General features: G+C 72.8%; 17 protein-coding genes and 1 pseudogene. All 18 read right to left on the bottom strand.

Annotated features, from left to right (window positions below; genetic code table 11):
* Positions 1 to 24: 24 nt before the first annotated feature.
* The 18 genes and pseudogenes from LO762_RS03390 to LO762_RS03305 all read right to left on the bottom strand — a co-directional run bounded on the left by LO762_RS03390 (position 25) and on the right by LO762_RS03305 (position 18,058).
* Positions 25 to 927, bottom strand: coding sequence for an ABC transporter substrate-binding protein (locus LO762_RS03390; protein ID WP_230612269.1), 903 nt, complete (start codon positions 925 to 927; stop codon positions 25 to 27).
* Complete coding sequence (locus LO762_RS03385) at positions 924 to 1,589, bottom strand: ABC transporter permease (RefSeq protein ID WP_230612267.1); 666 nt, start codon at positions 1,587 to 1,589, stop codon at positions 924 to 926. Before LO762_RS03385 ends, LO762_RS03390 begins: the two co-directional genes overlap by 4 nt.
* Complete coding sequence (locus tag LO762_RS03380; protein WP_230612265.1) at positions 1,586 to 2,236, bottom strand: ABC transporter permease; 651 nt, start codon at positions 2,234 to 2,236, stop codon at positions 1,586 to 1,588. Before LO762_RS03380 ends, LO762_RS03385 begins: the two co-directional genes overlap by 4 nt.
* Positions 2,237 to 2,318: 82 nt before the next feature.
* Positions 2,319 to 3,065: pseudogene (locus tag LO762_RS03375) on the bottom strand (ABC transporter ATP-binding protein); the annotation flags it as partial.
* Positions 3,062 to 4,183 (bottom strand): LacI family DNA-binding transcriptional regulator, encoded by a 1,122-nt coding sequence (locus LO762_RS03370; protein WP_230612263.1) that lies wholly within the window; start codon positions 4,181 to 4,183, stop codon positions 3,062 to 3,064. The gene LO762_RS03370 and the pseudogene LO762_RS03375, both read right to left, overlap by 4 nt.
* A gap of 100 nt (positions 4,184 to 4,283) precedes the next feature.
* A complete protein-coding gene (gene egtD / locus LO762_RS03365) occupies positions 4,284 to 5,252 on the bottom strand; it encodes an L-histidine N(alpha)-methyltransferase (RefSeq protein ID WP_230612260.1) in 969 nt (322 codons plus the stop codon).
* 9 nt (positions 5,253 to 5,261) lie between these two features.
* On the bottom strand, positions 5,262 to 6,008 hold the full coding sequence (egtC, locus tag LO762_RS03360; RefSeq protein WP_374201524.1) for an ergothioneine biosynthesis protein EgtC: 747 nt from the start codon (positions 6,006 to 6,008) through the stop codon (positions 5,262 to 5,264).
* Between the two features lie 2 nt (positions 6,009 to 6,010).
* Entirely contained in the window at positions 6,011 to 7,270 is a 1,260-nt protein-coding gene (gene egtB, locus LO762_RS03355) for an ergothioneine biosynthesis protein EgtB (RefSeq protein WP_230612256.1), read from the bottom strand.
* The gene (gene egtA, locus LO762_RS03350; RefSeq protein WP_230612253.1) at positions 7,258 to 8,394 is read right to left on the bottom strand and encodes an ergothioneine biosynthesis glutamate--cysteine ligase EgtA; all 1,137 of its coding nucleotides are present in this window, start codon (positions 8,392 to 8,394) and stop codon (positions 7,258 to 7,260) included. Before egtA ends, egtB begins: the two co-directional genes overlap by 13 nt.
* 196 nt (positions 8,395 to 8,590) lie before the next feature.
* Positions 8,591 to 9,304, bottom strand: a complete 714-nt coding sequence (locus LO762_RS33330) for a 4'-phosphopantetheinyl transferase superfamily protein (RefSeq protein WP_230612251.1) — start codon at positions 9,302 to 9,304, stop codon at positions 8,591 to 8,593.
* A gap of 5 nt (positions 9,305 to 9,309) precedes the next feature.
* Positions 9,310 to 10,191: an amidohydrolase family protein gene (locus LO762_RS03340; RefSeq protein ID WP_308103237.1), complete on the bottom strand. Its 882-nt coding sequence runs from the start codon at positions 10,189 to 10,191 to the stop codon at positions 9,310 to 9,312.
* Positions 10,188 to 11,234, bottom strand: a complete 1,047-nt coding sequence (locus tag LO762_RS03335; protein WP_230612241.1) for a zinc-binding dehydrogenase — start codon at positions 11,232 to 11,234, stop codon at positions 10,188 to 10,190. The genes LO762_RS03340 and LO762_RS03335 overlap by 4 nt, the downstream gene beginning before the upstream one ends.
* Before the next feature lie 36 nt (positions 11,235 to 11,270).
* On the bottom strand, positions 11,271 to 12,614 hold the full coding sequence (locus LO762_RS03330; protein ID WP_230612238.1) for an FAD-binding oxidoreductase: 1,344 nt from the start codon (positions 12,612 to 12,614) through the stop codon (positions 11,271 to 11,273).
* Between the two features lie 15 nt (positions 12,615 to 12,629).
* Positions 12,630 to 13,508 carry a cyclopropane-fatty-acyl-phospholipid synthase family protein gene (locus tag LO762_RS03325; RefSeq protein WP_230612235.1) on the bottom strand — a complete coding sequence of 293 codons (879 nt, stop codon included), beginning with the start codon at positions 13,506 to 13,508 and terminating at the stop codon, positions 12,630 to 12,632.
* Positions 13,505 to 14,419, bottom strand: coding sequence for an SDR family NAD(P)-dependent oxidoreductase (locus LO762_RS03320; protein ID WP_230612232.1), 915 nt, complete (start codon positions 14,417 to 14,419; stop codon positions 13,505 to 13,507). Before LO762_RS03320 ends, LO762_RS03325 begins: the two co-directional genes overlap by 4 nt.
* 7 nt (positions 14,420 to 14,426) lie before the next feature.
* On the bottom strand, positions 14,427 to 15,434 hold the full coding sequence (locus LO762_RS03315) for an SDR family oxidoreductase (RefSeq protein ID WP_230612229.1): 1,008 nt from the start codon (positions 15,432 to 15,434) through the stop codon (positions 14,427 to 14,429).
* Positions 15,434 to 17,062 carry an AMP-binding protein gene (locus LO762_RS03310; RefSeq protein WP_230612226.1) on the bottom strand — a complete coding sequence of 543 codons (1,629 nt, stop codon included), beginning with the start codon at positions 17,060 to 17,062 and terminating at the stop codon, positions 15,434 to 15,436. The genes LO762_RS03315 and LO762_RS03310 overlap by 1 nt, the downstream gene beginning before the upstream one ends.
* 6 nt (positions 17,063 to 17,068) lie before the next feature.
* On the bottom strand, positions 17,069 to 18,058 hold the full coding sequence (locus tag LO762_RS03305; protein WP_230612223.1) for a fatty acid desaturase: 990 nt from the start codon (positions 18,056 to 18,058) through the stop codon (positions 17,069 to 17,071).
* Positions 18,059 to 18,069 lie beyond the last annotated feature (11 nt).

Below are 18,069 nucleotides of genomic sequence, written 5' to 3'. Positions count from 1 at the left end.
CCAGGCTGTGTTCGATGGTCCGCCTTACAGGTTGGCGCCGAGCCATTCCTTGGCGACGACGGCGGGGTCGGTCTTGTCGGTCGCGACCTTCTTCATCAGGTCCAGCAGGCCCTCGGTGGTGAGCTTCGCCGAGACGGCGTTGAGGGCGTCCTGGCCGGCCTGGGGAACACCGTCGGCCTTGATCAGCGGGGTGATGTTCTGACGGCCGAACACGCCCTTGGGGTCCTCCAGGACGACGAGGTCGTTCAGCACGATCGCCGGGGTGGTGGTGAAGACGTTGCCGACCTGGACGTCGCCGTTCTTCAGCCAGGTCGGGATGTTGCCGCCGCCGGAGCGGTCCGGCTTCCACTCCTTGAACGTCAGGCCGTACGCCTCGTTCAGCTTGTCCTTGAAGCGCTTCTCGAACGGGGCCGGGCCGCCGACGGTGAAGTCCTTGGCGACCGGGGCGAGGTCGGCGATGGTCTTCAGGCTGTGGTCGGCGGCGGTCTTGGCGCTGACGGTGAGGGAGTCGTTGTCCTCCGCGGCGGCCGAGTCCAGGATCTTCAGGCCGGCGGGCAGCTTGGCCGTGATCTGGCTGTTGGTCTCCTCGGTGGTGGGCGGGAGCGCCGCCTCCGGGTCAAGGTAGGCGAGCAGGGCGCCGTTGTACTCCGGCAGCACCTCGATGCCGCCGGTCTCCAGCAGCTTGTAGTAGACCTCGCGCTCGCCGATGCTCAGCTTCCGCTCGACCTTGACGTTCTTGGCCTCAAGCGCGCCCGCGTAGATCTCCGCGAGCAGCACGCTCTCCGGGAACGCGGCGGACCCGATGGTCACCGTCTCTCCGGTGGCCGCGGTGGTCTTCTCGTCCAGCGGGTTGTCCGACGAGCCGCCGCAACCGGCGGCCGCCAACGCGACCAGAGCGGTTCCGGCGATGATCTTCAGGGATCTCAAGCGTGTTCCTTTCGCAGGCCCCTGGGGGTGACCAGGTGGGTGAAGAGGGTGAAAAGTCCCTGGACGGAGACGGCCAGGAGGACGACGAGGACGGAGCCGCCCACGGCTTCGCCGTACTCGCGCAGGAGAATGCCGTCCATGATGTAGCCGCCGAGGCCGCCGAGGTTGATATAGGCGGCGACGGTGGCCGTCGCCACGACCTGCACGGCGGCGGTGCGCGCGCCCAGCAGGATCAGCGGGACGGCGATGGGCAGCTCGACCCGGAACAGCACCTGGCGGCCGGTCATGCCCATGCCCCGCGCCGCGTCCCTGACCTGGGGTTCGACCTGCCGGATGCCCTCGTAGGCGTTGACGAGGATCGGCGGGATCGCCAGGATCACCAGCGGGATCAGCGCGGCGACGTCGCTGCCGGTGCTGAGCAGGAAGATGAGGACGAGCAGGCCCAGCGTCGGCAGGGCGCGGGCGCCGTTGGCGGTGTTGATGACCGCGAAGGCGGCGCGCTGGCCCGCGTGCGCGATGAACAGGCCGAGCGGCAGCCCGATGGCCAGCGCCACGAGCAGCACCAGCAGCGTGTACCCGACGTGCTCGGCGAGCCGGACGGGGATGCCGTCGGACCCGTGCCAGTTGGCCGGGTCGGTGATCCACTCCCAGCCCGCGTTCACCGCGCCGTCCAGGGGGTGAGGAGGCGCTGGAGCAGCACGAGCGCGAAGTCGAACAGCACGGCGAGCGCGATGATGAGCACGATCCCGGCGAACACCGGTGTGGTGAACTGGAGGTCGAAGCCGTCCTTGAACAGGCGGCCGAGCCCGCCGATGCCGATGAGCGCGCCGACGCTGACGAGGCTGATGTTGGAGACCGTCGCGACCCGCACCCCGGCCATGATCACCGGGACGGCGATGGGCAGCTCCACCGCGACCAGCCGCCGCAGCGGCGTGTACCCCATGGCGACGGCCGCCTGGCGGGTCTGCTCGGGCACCTGGCGCAGCCCGTCCACGACGTTCGGGACGAGCACGGACAGTGTGTACAGGGTGAGCGGGATGACGACCGTCCAGATCGTCAGGCCGGTGAAGTCGAGCAGCACCAGGAACAGCGCGAGTGAAGGCACCGCGTAGAGGATGTTCGCGATGGTGAGGACCGGAGGGTAGAGCCAGCCCCAGCGCGCGCACAGCACCCCGAGCGGCACCGCGATGAGCAGCCCGAACAGGATCGGGAGCAGCGACAGCTTCAGGTGCTCCACGGTGAGGTCGCCGAACAGTTCGATGTGCGAGGCGATCCAGTCCCACCGGACGAGCGGTTCGCCCTCAGGCATCGGGCGCCTCCCCCAACGCCGTCGCGCCCGGCGCCTCACCCGAGCCTGGGCGGGCCGCCTCGGGCGTCGCGTCCAGTTCGGCGAAGAACCGGAGTTTGCGCAGGCCGCGTTCGCCGCCGAGGAACTCGGTGACGAAGCCGGGCTCGGGCGCGGCCAGCAGCTCGCGCGGTGTCGCGTACTGGGCGACGTGGCCGCCCTTGGCGAACACCGCGATCCGGTGGCCGAGCCGGACCGCCTCGTCGATGTCGTGGGTGACGAACACGATCGTCTTGTGCAGCTCGGCCTGGAGCCGGAGGAACTCCTCCTGGAGCCCGGCGCGGACCACCGGGTCGACGGCGCTGAAGGGCTCGTCCATGAGCAGCACGGGCGGGTCGGCGGCGAGCGCGCGGGCCACGCCGACGCGCTGCTGCTGGCCGCCGGAGAGCTGGTGCGGGTAGCGGGCGCCCAGCGCGGCGTCCAGGCCGACCCGTGGCAGCAGCTCGCGGGCCCGCTCGCGTGCCTTCTTCTTGTCCCAGCCGAGCAGCAGCGGCACGGTCGCGACGTTGTCCAGCACGGTGCGGTGCGGGAACAGGCCGCCCTGCTGGATCACGTAGCCGATGCCGCGCCGCAGCTCGGCCGCCGGCCTGGTGGTGACGTCCACGCCGTCGATCGCGATGACACCGGAGGTCGGCTCGACCATCCGGTTGATCATCCGCAGCGTTGTCGTCTTGCCGCAGCCGGACGGGCCGACGAACACGGTGATCTCGCCGGTCGCCAGCTCCAGGTCGAGGCCGTCCACCGCGACCGTGCCGTCGGCGTACCGCTTGGTCACGCCCTTGAAGGAGATCACCTTTCCACCTCATCAGTCGTGCGCGCGGCGCCGCCGGGCGGGGCGGTGGAACCGCGCGGAACCAGCACCGGCTCCCGGACGATCCGGCTTCCGCCGCCGGAACCGCTCCTTCGCCCGGCACCCCCGCCGTCACCCGCCGCCCGCCGCCACCCCTTCCGGGCGCCCGGCACGACGGGCTCGGGCGCGTCGTCGTCGAGGGCGGCGACCATGAGGGAGACGGCGTCGGCGGCGACCTCGGGCAGCCGCCAGTCCACCGTGGTGAGCGACGGCGTGAGCAGCTCCGACAGGGCGTGCGCGTCGTAGCCGCAGATCGAGACGTCCTGCGGGACGCGCAGGCCGAGCGCCCGCGCCGCCGCGTAGACGCCGTAGGCGATGGAGTCGGAGAAACAGAAGACGGCGGTGGGCGGCGGCGACCTGGTGAGCAGCCGGGCGGCGGCGCCCGCCGCCTCGTGCTCGCCCGCCCCGCTCACCGCAACCTCGACGGTGAGGCCGAGCCGGGCCGCCTCGGCCCTGACGTGCACGTCGGCTGGCCGGTCGGGGGTGTCGGCGAGGGTGGAGGTGAGCACGCCGACCCGGCGGTGGCCCAGGCCGTGCAGGTGCTCCAGCGCGAGCGTCACGCCGCGCCGGTTGTCGAAGACGACCTCGCCTCGGGTGTTCCCGGTGAGCGCGTCGCCGATCGGCACGATGGGCACCGCCTCGGCCAGCTCCGCCCAGACCGGGGCCGCCGGATCGAGGGCCTGCACGATGAGGCCGTCCACCTGCTGGCCGCTCAGCCGCCGGGCCAGCTCCGCCTCGCGGCCGGGATCGCCCGCCGCGTCCACGATGATCGAGTACCGGTTGTGCTCCAGCAGCTCACGGCCGATCCGGACGGCGAGATCGCGCTGCCAGTGGTCGGCGAGCGAGCCGCACAGCACGCCGACGGTGCAGGTGCGGCCGCTGGCCAGCGCCCGCGCGATCGGGTGCGCCCGGTAGCCGAGTTCGGCGGCGGCGCGGCGCACCCGGCGCTGCGTCTCGGCGGAGGTGTGCAGGCCGCGCAGCGCGTACGACACGGCGGCCGGCGACAGGCCCGTGGCCCGCGCCAGCTCACGGATCGTGACGCGGCCCCGCGAATTCGGCATGCACCCACCCTAGATCGGCACTGTGACAGTTCTTGTGTCCTGTGTTTCGGACACCCCGGCCCCGGCGCCGTAACCGCGCCGGGGATGGGGTTCGCGCCGTTCACACGGAGGCGGGGGTGGCGATCGTCACACTGAAGTCGCCGTCATCGTCCGTCCAGAGCACCGAGACGTCGAAGCCAGCGGCGGTCAGCTCCTCCTTGAGCCCGGCGGGCCGGAACTTCGCGGAGATCTCCGTGCGCATCTCCTCGCCGTCGGCGAACGCCACGGTGAGGTCCAGGGCCCGCACGTGGACGGTCTGCGGGCGCAGGGCGCGCAGGCGCATCTCGATCCACTCCTCCGCCTCGTTCCACACCGCGACGTGGGCGAACGCGTCGGGGTCGAAGTCGGCGTCCAGGCGCTCGTTGATGACCCGCAGCACGTTGCGGTTGAACGCGGCGGTGACGCCCTCGGCGTCGTGGTAGGCGCGGACGAGCCTCCCGGTGTCCTTCACGAGGTCGGCGCCGAGCAGGAACGCGCCGTCCGGGCCGAGCAGGCCGCGCACCGCGGTGAGGAACCGGTGCCGCTCGGCGGGCGTCATGTTGCCGATCGTGCCGCCCAGGAACGCCACGAGCGGGCGCGGGCCGCTCGGCAGCGCGGCCAGGTGCTCCTCCAGGTCCGCGACGACGGGCCGGACCAGCAGCCCCGGATAGTCGGCGGCGATCTTGGCGGCGGCCTCGGCCAGGAACTCGCCGCTGACGTCCACCGGCACGTACGTGTCCAGGTCCAGGGCGTCCAGCAGCAGCCTTGTCTTCTCGCCCGAGCCCGCGCCCAGCTCCACCAGGGTGCGGGCGCCGGTGAGCGCGGCGACCTCGGCGGCCCGCTCGGTGAGGACGGCGCGTTCCCGCCGGGTCGGGTAGTACTCCTCAAGCCGGGTGATCCGGTCGAACAGGGCGCTTCCCCGCTCGTCGTAGAACCACTTCGGCGGCAGGGTCTTGGGCGTCGCGGTGAGTCCCGCGCGCACGTCGGCGCGCAGCGCGGCGTCGAGCGCGCCGGGCGCGAGCAGGATCTCGGGCTTGGGGTGGGCGTCCATGGCTCTCCTTCAGCTCAGCGGATGGATGGCGAGGCGCACGGCGTCGCCCTGGGGCGTCGCGGTGACCAACGAGCGGTCGGGGACGGGCTGCCAGGCGGGGCTGCCGTCGTACGGCTCGGACGCGATGACGACGGCCCCGCCCGCCTCCCGCGTGAACAGGGAGTTCCCCCAGGCGGTGGCGGCCAGCGAGGTGCCGTCGGAGGCGAGGAGGTTGTACTCGCCCGGTGCGATCGCGGCGAGCGTCAGCGCCGTCTCGGCGAGGCCCTCGGCGAGGCTCCGGCCGCCGCGCCACGACCGGACCGTCCTGGCGAACAGCAGCGCCGAGTCCAGCGGGGCGCGGGCCTCCGGCACGAGGGAGAGGTCCCCGGCCAGCTCGCGGAGCTTGGCCTCGACCGCGCCGAACCCCTCGACCCGCCCGTTGTGGCTGAACAGCCAGCGCTCACACCGGAACGGCTGGGCTCCCGACTCCTCGACCGGGAAACCAGGGGTGGCGCTGCGCACGGCCGCCACCGCGCAGGACGCCTGGATGACCTCGCTTATCTCGGCGAAGGAGGCGTCCGTCCAGATCGGCTGGGCGCGGCGGTAGCGCAGCGCCCTGTCTCCGGCGTACCAGCCGACCCCGTACCCGTCGGCGTTCAGCTTGTTGCGCACGCACAGCCTCGGCTCCCACGCCTGCCGCTCCAGCGAGTGCGGAGGCCCGTAGACGAGGGAGTGCAGGCTGCGCGGCGGGCCCAGATAGCCCAGGTGTCGGCACAAGGTCAGAGGCTCCTCGCGCAGCGGAACCCGGCGAAGATCTGGCGCCGGATCGGGTAGTCCCAGTTACGGAACGTGCCACGCGCGGCGACCGGGTCCGTCGCCCACGAGCCGCCCCGGAGGACCTTGTACTCGGGGCCGAAGAAGACCTCCGAATACTCCTTGTAAGGCTTCACCTGGAAGCCGGGGTATCCGTGGAAGTCGGTGGACGTCCACTCCCACACGTCGCCGACGAGTTGGCGCACCCCCGACGGGGAGGCGCCGTCCGCGTAGGCGCCGGCCTTCGCGGGCTGGAGCCTGCGCTGGCCCAGGTTGGCCCTGCCGGGGAGGTAGGAGTCCCCCCACGGGTAGCGCAGGGAGCGCTGTGCCGTCTCGTCCCAGCGGGCCGCCTTCTCCCACTCGGCCTCGGTCGGCAGCCTGCGACCGGCCCAGCGCGCGTAGGCGTCGGCCTCGTACCAGCAGACGTGCTGGACAGCCTGGTCCGGCGGCACCTGCTCGACCGTCCCGAACCGGCGGCGTAGCCACACGCCCTCACGGAACCAGAAGGCGGGGGCCTTGGCCTGCTTGGCCTGCTTCCACGCCCAGCCTTGCGGGTGCCACCAGCGCTCGTTCTCGTAGCCGCCGTCCTCGATGAACGCCATGTACGCGGCGTTGCTCACCGGGACGGTGTCGATGAAGAAGGGGGCGACGTCCACCACGTGGGCGGGACGCTCGTTGTCGTACACCTCGGGGTCGTCGGTGCCCATCGTGAACGGGCCTCCGGGAACGAACCTCTCCGGCTCGAACGGGGTGACCTCGGTGACGTCCGCCTCCGGCTCCGGAAGCCCGGACGGCTCCTTGCGCAACTGGTGGGTGGCCAGCATCGTCTCGTCGTGCTGGTGCTCGTGCTGGATCACCATGTCGTAGAGGAACAGGCGGTCCTCGCGGAGGCCGTCCAGGGAGTCCAGGACCATCGAGCGGACCGTGCGGATGTACTGCCGCGCCTCCTCGGGCGGCAGGAGGGGCAGCGTGGGGCGGGTCGACCGGGGGTGTTCGAAGGCGTCGTACAGGCCGTCGATCTCCGGGCGCAGCGGCGCCGCGCCCACGGCCGCGCGCAGCAGCCACAGCTCCTCGTAGTTGCCGACGTGGGCGAGGTCCCACACCAGCGGCGACATCAGCGGCGACACCTGGGAGGTGAGGTCGGCGTCCTCCAGCGCCGTCAGGAGGTCGCTGCGCTCCCTCGCCCGCGTGAGCCGCGCGGCGATCCGCTCCCTCATCGCGTCCATGCGTGCTCTCCCGCCTCCTTCAACACGTCGTCGGCGGGACACAGCCCGCGCACGACGTACCGTTCCGCGTACTCCTCGGTGAGCGCCCTGAGCGGGCCGTCCAGCCGCGCGATGGCGGCCTCGAAGCAGGCGACCGCAGCGCGGCCCAGGACGGGGTCGCGCAGGCCGTCACGGGCCGCCAGCGCCCACAGGCCGGCCGCCGGGGCCGCCGCCTGCTCGGCCGCGTCGGGGGCACGGTCCAACAGGGCGGTGACGACCGCGACCGGGACCCGCCAGTACGGCTCGGGCAACTCGTCGATCATCCGCAGCTCCAGCCAGCCCTGCGGCCGGACGGGCGGGAACAGCGTGGTCAGGTGGTAGCGGAGGTCCTCGACGGTGGGGTCGCCGTCGTGGATCCACTGCCGGAACGTGAAGCCGGGGTCGCGCAGCCACTTGCCGTCCCTGCGGATGACCATGACGCGGGCGTCGAGCGCGTACTCGGCCCACGCCGTCTCGGGGATCGCGCCGACGGGCGCGGACGTGCGGGACCGGTCCAGCCGCGCCCACACCGCCTGCCGGGTGGACACGTGGCCGGTGCGGCGGCCGTGCCGCAGCGGCGAGTTGGCGAACGCGGCGACGAGCACCGGGCCGAGCAGGTGCGCGAGGCGCCACCGCCGGGCCGCCTGCGCGGCGTCCGCGCCGATGTCCAGGCAGACCTGGACCGAGGCGGTCGAGCACATCATCGTCAGGTCGCCGAAATAGGCGCTCATCGCCGCGTACCGCTCGTCCTCGACCTGGAGCACCGACGGCCGGTGCGGATCGACGCCGAGCCCGACGAGTTCGAGGCCCGCGAGCCGCCGCCGCGCCTCGGCGAGATCGGCGCCGAGCACCGCGCAGGCGGCCTCGGGCCCGTCGGCGGGCGGTGAGCTGAGCTCCACCTGGCCGCCCGGCTCGAACGTCACACGGCTGCCACCGGGCAGCGGCTCGGCCAGCGCCCGCCGCAGCCGCGCCACCGGCACGTGCTCGCGCGGCCGCGCCGGGTCGCTGACGAACCACTCGGTCTCCGCCCCGACCGTCCCCGGCGGGCCCTTCTTGAAACAGACTCCATGGACGTACCCGTGTACGTCCTGCACCGTCACCGACACCGCGCCTCCCCTTGGGCATAGGGTCTGTAGCCCTTCCCAGGTGAACCGCATCAGTTATCCCGCGACATCCAGAAACTTCCTGTGAAATCCCGGCGTATCCGACACAACCCACGCCACCTGGATAAACACCGTCATCCCCATCCCCCAGGATCAATAGTCCCAAATAACAACAAATCTCCCCAGGGCCCCGGATGTCCTAGCGGTGACCGAGGAGGGGCGCGGCGTCGAACTCGCCGAGGGAGGACGGGGGGCGGCCGAGCGCCGCCAGGACCGCCGAAGGGGCGTTCGCCTCGGGCCGCACACCGTGCAGGCGGTGCAGGGTGATGGGAGGCAGCGGGGATCTGCCGTGCCAGGCGAGGAGTTCCGGGTCCCGGTCCGGGGCCGACACCGTCAGGGCGCGCATCGGGGTCCGCAGGCCGTCACCCGTGGCTTTCAGGACCGCCTCCTTCCGCGTCCAGTAGGCCCGGATCGCCTCGGGTCGGCGGGCGGGCGGGCAGCGCCGGTAGGAGGCCGCCTCGTCCGCCGAGAGGATCCGGCGCGCCAACCGCGCGGAGCCGTCGCCGCTCTCCAGGTCGACGCCGAGCGCCAGGTCCCGCGCCACCGCGCACACCGCCCTCGGGCCGTCGTGCGAGAGCGACAGCCCGAGCCAGGGCGCGCCGACGACGCGCGGTTTGCCGTGCGGGCCGCCGCACCCGGCGCACCGGCGGTCGAGCGGGACCGCGCCGGGGGCGCACCCGAGGTGTTCGGCGGCGACCGCGCGGAGCAGGGCGCAGCCCAGGGCGAAGGTCCGTCTGGCCTCCGGTGACCGCAGGGCGTCGTAGCGTCGGCGTTCCACGGGGTCCGGGGGCGGGCGCGCGGGGCCGTCGGCCACCGCCCACCAGACCCGCACCTCTCCCCTGCCGAGCGGCACCGCCGTCAGATCCCGAAGAGCGCGGCGCCGTTGTCGTGGCAGACGGCGCGGAGCCAGTCGTCGCCGAGGTCGAGTTTCTCCAGCACCTCAAGCGCGTGGACGTACGGGTAGGGGATGTTCGGGAAGTCGCTGCCGAACAGGATCCGCTCCCGGAGGTCGGCCAGCAGCGGCAGCTCCGCGCGGGGGAACGGCGCCTCCTCCTCGATGAAGTCGGTGAAGGCCATGGTGGTGTCCAGCCGGACGCCGGGATACCGGACGGCCGCCCGCAGGAACTCGCCGTACTCCGGCAGGCCCAGATGCGCGACGACGAGCGGCAGCCGGGGAAACCTCGCCAGGGTCGCCAGCATGGGTCCGGGACCGGTGAACGGGCCCGACAGCACGGGCCCCGACCCGCAGTGCACGACCACCGGCGTCCCGCTGTCGGCCAGCGCCGCCCACACCGGATCCAGCAGCGGATCACGCGGGTCGTAGGCGCCCACCTGGAGGTGGGACTTGAAGAGCCGGGCCCCGCCCTCGATCGCCCGTGTGACATAGTCGCCCGCTTCCCGTTCGGGGAAGAAGGTGGCGGTGCGCAGGCAGTCCGGCGTGCGGGAGGCGAAGTCGGCGGCCCACGCGTTGAGCCCCTCCGCCATGCCCGGCTTGTGGGGGTAGAGCATCGACGTGAAAGCCCGGACGCCGTAGGCACGAATCCGAGTGAGCCGCTCCTCCTCCTCGAACCGGTAGGTGATGGGCCAGTCACGGCCGACCAGCGGGCCCGTCGCGTCGAAGTACTCCCACACCCGCGTGAGCAGCCGCTTGGGCATGAAGTGCGTGTGCACGTCGACCAGGCCCGGCACGCCGAGCCGCCGCCAGAACTCGACGACCGGTGCGATGTCGGCTTCGTTCACGCCGTTCCCCTTCCCGCTGACGTGGTGTCCGTCCGGTCAGGGTCGCGGACGAACACCGGTTTGACGCGCGGTTCCAGGATCGCGTCCGGGATGTCGTCCCAGTCGAGCACGTCGGAGACCACCCGGCCGGGATCGACGTCCGGCGAGAGCGCCGCGTCGAGGGCCTCGTCCAGGTGGGCTCTGACGTTGTCGCGGGCCATCCGCAGGGTCGTCCCGTTCAGGTACAGCTCCAGGAGCGGCAGTTCGCCCTGCCGGAAGTGCGGGGCCGCGCTCTCGCAGTGGCCCTCCGGCCGCAACGACCGCAGCGCGGTGACCAGGTCGTCCACCCTGCCGGTGAGTTCGAGCGCCAGCCCGAACCCGTGCCGTACCGGCTCCATCCGCTCGGCCGTCCGCGCGCCGTAGCCCGCCGCGATCGCCCGCCGGTCCGGGTCGGGGTCGACGTAGAGCACGTCGGCGGCGCCCGCCGCGCGGGCCAGGTCGCAGGCGTAGAGGCCGATGCTGCCCCGGCTGACGATCAGCACCGAGGTGCCGGGCCGTCCCGAAAGGTAGGGGACGGTGAGCCGCCAGGCCAGGGTCCAGTTGTCGCTGGCCGAGGCCATCGCGACGGGGTCGAGCCCGGCGGGCAGCCTGACCGCCATCGCGTCGGCCCACGGCACGTGCACGACGTCGGAGAAGGTCCCGCCCCAGTCTCCGCCGACCGGTATCCCGTACATCGCCATCGGCGGCACCGACCGGCAGTGCGCCTGCTGCCCGGCCAGGCACCGGTCGCAGGTGCCGCAGCAGATGTGCCAGGGGACGACGACGAGGTCGCCCGGCGCCACCGTCGCGACCGCGTCGCCGACGTCGAGCACTCTGGCGACGCACTCGTGGCCGAACGCGAACGGCGGCTCGGCGAGCCCGTGCCCGGCCAGCAGCGCCGAGTCCAGGTCGCAGGTCGTCGCCGTGACGGGTGCGACGAGCGCGCCGTGGTCCGAGGTCAGCGTGGGAGCCGGGCTCTCGCGCCACTCGACCTTCTTGCGCGCGACGAAGGTGAGTTCACGCATCGGCGGCCGCCTCGCAGGTTCCCGCCTCCGACGTCCTCATACGATCGTCCTCCTCAGCAGGTCGGGACGCCGGTCCTGGAGCGCCAGCACAGCGCTCAGCGCCTTGGCGCCGACGCGGGTCACCGGCTCGACCGGGAAGGCCGCCTCCCGGTGCGGGCCCGAGGCGACGAACGGCAGCCGGGCGTAGGGGGTGTCCCGGTCGAGGATGAGGTCGCGCAGCGCCTTGCTCGCGGTGTGCGTCGTCGCGATGCCGTTCCCGCAGTAGCCGTGCGCGTAGTACAGCCCGGTGCGGTGCCGCCCGACGTGCGGGACGAGGTCGCGGGTCACCCCGATGCAGCCGCCGTAGGAGTGGCTGACCCGCACGTCCGTCCAGACGGGGAAGTAGCGGTGGAAGGCGTCCAGGAGGAAGCGTTCGACGTCGCGGTCGTGGATCCAGCGGGACTCGTCCATGTCCCGGCCCGGCCGGTAGGGGGCGGGGCCGCCGCCGAACAGGATCCGGTTGTCGGCGGTGAGCCTGCCGAAGACGATGAAGTTGCGGCTTTCGACAAAGCCCTCCCGGCGCGGCCAGTGCACGCGGGCGAGCTGCGCGTCGGTGAGCGGCTCGGTCACCAGCGCGTAGCTCCAGATCGGCAGGGACGCCCGCCGGAACATCGGGAACGTGTGCTGGTAGGCGTCGGTGGCGACCAGCACCTTGTCGGCGCTGACCGTCGCGTGGTCGGTGCGGATCCGGTAGCGGCCGCCGTCCTGGTAGATCTGGTGCGCTCTGGTCCGTTCGTGGATCACGGCGCCCTGCTCGGTCACCACCCGGGCCAGGCCGCGCGCGAGCCTGTGCGGGTTGATCAGCGCGCCGCCGCTCGGCATCGCGGCCAGGATCGCGGGCGAGCCGATGACGTCCCGGGCGTCGGCGCCACGGGCGATCTCGGGCAGCGACCGGGTGCCGACCAGCGCGGCCAGCGCGCGGTCGTGCTCCAGCCGCCGGACCTGCCACGGGCTGGTGGCCACCATGTGGAAGCCGGTCCGCTCCAGTTCTGCGTCCACCGCGTTCTTGTCGCAGAACCTGCCGATCTCCATGATCGACCGGCCGACCGCCGCGTAGGCTTCGGCGGCCCGTTCCGGCCCCCACCTGCGGACCACGCCGTGCAGGCTGTGCCCGATGGTGGGGGTGACGAACCCGTCGTTGTGGCCGGAGGCGCCCGCGCCCGCGTAGTCCATCTCCAGGAGGTGGACCGAGAGGCCGGGATCGGCTTGTTTGAGGAAGTGGGCGGTCCACAACCCTGTGTAGCCCGCCCCGATGACGGCCACGTCGCAGGCCACGTCCTGCCGCAGCGGCGGGCCGGGCACAACGGCCTCGGTGTCCCGCCAGTAGATGCCGTGTCGCAAAACAGTCGCCTTTCGTCAGACCCGTTCGAGGACGAGCCGCGCGAGCCCCAGGTAGCGGCCGCGGAAGTGGCGGGCCGACGCGGACAGGTAGTGCAGGTAGTCGGCGACCGCCCGCTCCCCGACCAGCGCCTCCGCCTCCGCCCGGCGCGCCGCGAGCCGGTCGTGCCACGCCTGGGTCGTCAGCGCGTAGTGGCCCGGATCGTTGCGGACGGTGACGACGTCGAAGAGCTTCTCGGCCGCCTCGACGACCTCGCTGAGCGGCGGGATCACCGACTCGGGGAAGATCCGCTCGATGATGAACAGCATCTCCCGCAGCTCCCGGCGCGGCAGCGGGCCCGCGTTGCCGACGATGTTGGTCTGGAGCGCGAGCCGTCCGCCCGGCGGGAGCCAGTCGCGGCAGGCGCTGAAGAAGGCGCGGTAGGCGGCGAGCCGCTCGGCGCGGTTCATCCCGTGCCGAGCGAAGTGTTCGAACGCGCCGATCGAGATGACCGCGTCGTAGGGGCGCGCGGGCCGGTGGTCCGCCCAGTTCTCCACCCGGACGTCGTACCGGGCGTCGGTCCAGGCGGCCATGTCCGCGACCTGCGCGCGGCTGAGCGTCAGCCCGGTGGCGTGCGCGACGCCCTCCCGCTCCACCAGGTGGCGCAGCATGCTGCCCCACCCGCAGCCGACGTCCAGGACCCGGGCCGCGCCGGTGGCCCCGGCGCCCTCGGCCAGGTACTCCAGTTTGCGGCGCTGGGCCGACTCCAGGTCGTCGCCGGGCTCCCACAGCGCGCAGGTGTAGGTCAGACTGTCGTCCAGCCACAGCGCGAAGAAGTCGTTCCCCAGGTCGTAGTGGTGCTCGATCGCGACGGCCGAGGCGCCCCGGTATCCCGGATCCCGCGTGGGCCCGCTCATGCCGTGCCCTCCGTCGCGCTCGCGACGACCCGGTTGAGCCGTTCCATGCGGGTCGCCAGGCTCATCCGGCCCTCCAGCCGGAACGCGGGCGGGCGACGGCCGTCGACGTCGTCGAAGCCGTACTCCTCGGCGAGGTCGCCGACCGCGAGCGCGGCGCCCGACCGGGCCGCGAGATCGGGCTCGGCCAGCAGGTGCGCGACAGCACGTCCGACGTACTCGGGGCTGTGCACGATCCGCGCGGGGCCGTCGCCCAGCATCTCCCAGGCCGCCTGGACGCGTTCGGTGCCGACGAAGCCGGGGTGCAGGGCCAACGCGGTCAGGCCGGGTCTGCGCAGGTCGTGCGCCATCGCGAACGACATCCGGTCCGTCGCGTTCTTGACGACGTCGTAGGCGACCTGCCCGAGATAGGTGGGCCCGTCGGTGTAGCCGATGTTGATGATGAGGCCACTACCGCGCTCCAGCATCAGCGGCACCGCCAGCCGGGCCGCCAGGTACCAGCCACGCAGCGACCCCGCGAACAGGTCGTACCGCCACATCGGCTGCTTCCAGAACGGGGCGTCGAAGGGGACGTCGTGGGACCGCTCGTACCCGGACCAGGCGTTGTTCACCAGCAGGTCGAGCCCGCCGGTCTCCTCCCGGACCCGCTCGAACAGGTCGGCCACGTCGGCGTCGTCGGCCTGGTCGCAGCGGACGGCGACGCCACGGCCGCCTCGGGCGGTGACCTCCTCGGCCGTCCCGTCGACGGTGCCGGGCAGGCCCTCGGTGGCGGCGCCGCCCGCGCTGCGCCCCGTGACGTACACGGTGGCGCCGCACTCGGCGAGCGCCAGGGCGACGCCACGGCCCACACCACGGCTCGCCCCGGTCACCACGGCGACCCGGTCGGCCAGGTCGGGGTGCTTCCACGTGCTCAACGGATCCTCACTTCCCGGGCGGCGCGGGGTCGCCCGCCCAGTACGACAGGCTTCTCCGGTACGCCTCGCGGTCCGAGACGCGCGCCACCCCGTGGCGCGACTCCAGGTCCTTCAGCGAGCTGGGCAGGACGCCGCCGCAGGCCGCCACGTTCTCGCTCACGTCCAGCAGGACGCTGACGTACGCCCGTGACATCGGCGGCACCTCGTCCAGGGGGACGGGCAGCGGCCGGGTCGGGTCGACGATCGGCGGCGGGGTGAACGGCCGTCCCTTCCGGGCGGCGTGCTCCAGGCAGATCGCGAGGGTCTCCTCGACGGTCATGGCCTCGGCGCCGTAGGTGAGCCAGTAGTCCGAGCCCAGGTCGTCGGCCTCCACCGCGCGCCGGACGGAGACGGCCAGGACGTCCTGCGGGACGACGTCGACGAGGTTTCCCGGATGCGCGGGAAAGTACGGCGCGCGGCCCCGGCACACCCATTCGGAGACCGCCTGGACGATCTGCGGGCGGCTGCTGTGCCCGGTCGTGGAGTCGCCCACCAGGTTGGTGGGCCGGTAGATGCTGACCGGGTGGCCGCTCTCCCGGAGCAGGGTCTCGGCGGCGAGCTTGGAGGTGATGTAGGGCAGCACCACGTTGCCGGGCGCGAGCCTCGGCGCGTCGGGCAGCATCAGCGAATAGACGAAGCACGTGCTGACGTAGTGCACAGGGGCGCCCGCGAACTGCGCGAACTCCAGGACGCGGCGTGTGCCGTCCACGTTGATCCGCTGGTACTCGTCGTAGGGACGGCCCCAGGTGGTGCGCGCGCCGCTGTGCACGACGACGTCGACGTCGCGGGCCAGGTTCCGGTAGGAGTCGGGGTCGAGCCCGAACCGGTCGGCGGCCAGGTCGCCGGTGAACGTCTCGCAGGCGTGCGGCTCGGGGTCGGCGTGCGTCATGCCGACGACGCGGTGCCCGGCGAACTCCGGGACCAGCGACCTGCCGACGACGCCGGACGCGCCGGTGACGAGGATCGTCCGGCCCATCACGCCCCCAGCCCCACGCTCGCGAACCGGGGCAGCGCCCCGGACCGCAGGAGCTGACGGCACCGGTAGCGCTGGACCTTGCCGCTGGGCGTCTTGGGCAGCGACCCCCGGCGCAGGAACACGCACTCCGCCAGCGCGATCCCCGCCTTGCTCATCGCCACGTCAGCGGCGAGCCCGGCGACCACCTCCGGATCGACCCGGTGGTCCTGCAGCTCGGTGACCAGGACCAGCCTGCCCCGGCGGCCGTCGTCGACGTCGATGATCGCCGAGCAGCCGCGCCGGATCGGCGCGAGCGCGTCGATGGCCGCCTCGATGCCGAGCGTGTTCACGTTGCGGCCGCCGACCGAGATGACGTCGTCGAGCCGCCCGGCGAAGTACAGCTCGCCGTCCCGCAGGAACCCCAGGTCGCCGGTGCGCAGGCCGTCCGGGGTGAACCGGGCCGCGGTGCGTTCGGGATCGCCGTGGTAGCCGCGCGCCAGGCTCGGTGAGCGGACCAGCAGCTCGCTCACCGACCCCGGCCGGGTCTCGGCGACCTCCACGCCGGGGACGGCACGTCCGCACCCGGTCAGCCAGGTGGCCGTCGGCTCGGTGGGGTCGACCGGGGTGATCCGGCCCTCGGCCAGCTCGATGTTGTCGACGGACAGGAACGCCGGCGCCTGTCGGGGCGGGGTGGCGGTGACGGCCAGGGTCGCCTCGGCCATCCCGTAGGCGGGCATGAACGCCTCAAGGGTCAGCCCCGCGTCCCCGAACTCCTCGACCGCCGCCAGCAGCGTGTCCCGCTCGACGCGTTCGGCGGCGACGATGGCGACCCGCAGGTCCAACGGCGCCCTGAGCGGTCTGCCTCGCTGCGCCCGGACGGCCAGGTGCAGCGCGGTGTTGGTCCCGGCGGTCATGGTGGCGCCGAACGCGGCGAGGTCGTCGAACCAGGTGCGCGCGCCGAACGCGAACCGCTCGGGCGACGACAGCGCGAGCGGCATGTCGTGGTACCAGGGGAACACCAGGCAGCCGAACATGCCCATGTCGTGTGAGAGCGGCAGCCAGGAGACCACCGACTCCCGGTCCGGTTCGGCTTCGGTCATCGCCCGGATCATGGTGATCTGCTCGGCGATCGCCCTGGGCGTCAGCACGCAGCCCTTCGGCAGGCTGGTGCTGCCCGAGGAGAACTGGAGGAACGCGACGTCGTCGGGGCCCGGAAGGTGCTCGCGGGGGGCGGCGTCCAGCGAGACGGCCTCCCACGGCGTCGCGGACGTCGCCGCCGCCGCCCACTCGGGCAGCGTCCCGGCCAGCGCCGCGTCGCTGAGCAGCACCGGTGAGCCGATCCGCTCGCACAGCGCGACGATCTGCCGCAGGTACTCGTCCATGCTCATGCCGCGCGCCGGGACGGGCAGCGAGGCGACCGCGCCGCCCGCCAGCCAGACGGCCAGCACACCCCGCACGGCGAGCGGCGTGTTGGTGAGGATGGTGGCGACCCGGACGCCGGGGCCCACGCCGAGCTTGCGCAGGCCCCCCGACATCCGGCGCGCGTCGGCGACCACGTCGCCCCAGGTGGCGCCGCTGAACCGGTCGCCGGTCCAGACGTTCACCCGGCTCCGGCGCGCGGCCAGGATCGGTTCCCACAGAGAGTCCATCACGTCCTACTCGACGTCGCCGGTGGTGCGGGTCAGGGCCGGGTCGACCATCCGCTCGGCCATGGGCGCGGCGGGCTGGTGCGCCGCGTGCCGTCCGCCGCCGGCCCTGGCCAGCCCCTCGGCGCGGGCCTCCTGCCGGGCCCGGTCGATGGTGATCACGTCCCACGCCAGGCCGACGCGGCGCAGCGTCCCGATGACCAGCGCGCTGACGTCGGGCTCGTACCAGCGCATGCCGTGGCTCGCCGACCGGGGGAAGGCGTGGTGGTTGTTGTGCCAGGACTCGCCGAAGGACGCCAGCGAGAGCCACGCCACGTTCCTTGACTCGTCCGGGGTGCTGAACCGGCGCCGCCCGTAGACGTGGCCGACCGAGTTGATCGCGTAGGTGATGTGGTTGAGGATGAAGATCCGGGCGAGGCCGCCCCACAGGAAGCCGGTGAGCGCGCCCAAGGCGCTGCCGGTGAGGGCGAACCCGAGCGCCGCCGGAAGCAGCATGCCCGCCACCACGATGGCCACGAAGTGCCTGCTGATCCAGCGCAGATGCCGGTCCCGCGCCAGGTCGGGGCAGTAGCGCAGCGGGTCGGACGTCAGCTTCTCGTCCATCAGCCAGCCCAGGTGCGCGTGCCACAGCCCCCTGACGAGCGCGAGCCGGCCGGTCCCGCCGTGGTACGGGCTGTGCGGGTCGCCGTCCTTGTCCGCGACCCGGTGGTGGCGGCGGTGGTGGGCGGTCCAGATGATGGCCGGTCCCTGCGCCGCCATGGTCCCGGCCACGGCGAACGCGTCGTAGATCCAGCGGTGCGTCCGGAACGCCCGGTGCGCGAGCATCCGGTGGTAGCCGATGCTGACTCCCAGCCCGGCGATCGTGTACATGACGGCCAGGACGACCAGGTCGCTCCAGCCGAAGACCCGGTTCCAGAGCAGGACCATGACGGCCACCACGCCCAGGAGCGGGATGACCGAGGCCGCGATGATGAACAGCTTGTGCTCTTTCCCATCCACGATGAACCTCC

The sequence above is a fragment of the Actinocorallia sp. API 0066 genome, assembly GCF_020991275.1.
In the GTDB taxonomy this organism is placed as follows: domain Bacteria; phylum Actinomycetota; class Actinomycetes; order Streptosporangiales; family Streptosporangiaceae; genus Actinocorallia.
This window is presented reverse-complemented; position numbering and strand designations above follow the sequence as displayed.

Coding starts and splice junctions, on each gene's coding strand:
- egtD (WP_230612260.1), bottom strand. CDS start 5,252: ATGGACGCCCACCCCAAGCCCGAGATCCTGCTCGCGCCCGGCGCGCTC.
- LO762_RS03315 (WP_230612229.1), bottom strand. CDS start 15,434: ATGGGCCGGACGATCCTCGTCACCGGCGCGTCCGGCGTCGTCGGCAGG.
- LO762_RS03310 (WP_230612226.1), bottom strand. CDS start 17,062: ATGGACTCTCTGTGGGAACCGATCCTGGCCGCGCGCCGGAGCCGGGTG.
- LO762_RS03325 (WP_230612235.1), bottom strand. CDS start 13,508: ATGAGCGGGCCCACGCGGGATCCGGGATACCGGGGCGCCTCGGCCGTC.
- LO762_RS03335 (WP_230612241.1), bottom strand. CDS start 11,234: ATGCGTGAACTCACCTTCGTCGCGCGCAAGAAGGTCGAGTGGCGCGAG.
- egtB (WP_230612256.1), bottom strand. CDS start 7,270: ATGGACGCGATGAGGGAGCGGATCGCCGCGCGGCTCACGCGGGCGAGG.
- LO762_RS03380 (WP_230612265.1), bottom strand. CDS start 2,236: ATGCCTGAGGGCGAACCGCTCGTCCGGTGGGACTGGATCGCCTCGCAC.
- LO762_RS03370 (WP_230612263.1), bottom strand. CDS start 4,183: ATGCCGAATTCGCGGGGCCGCGTCACGATCCGTGAGCTGGCGCGGGCC.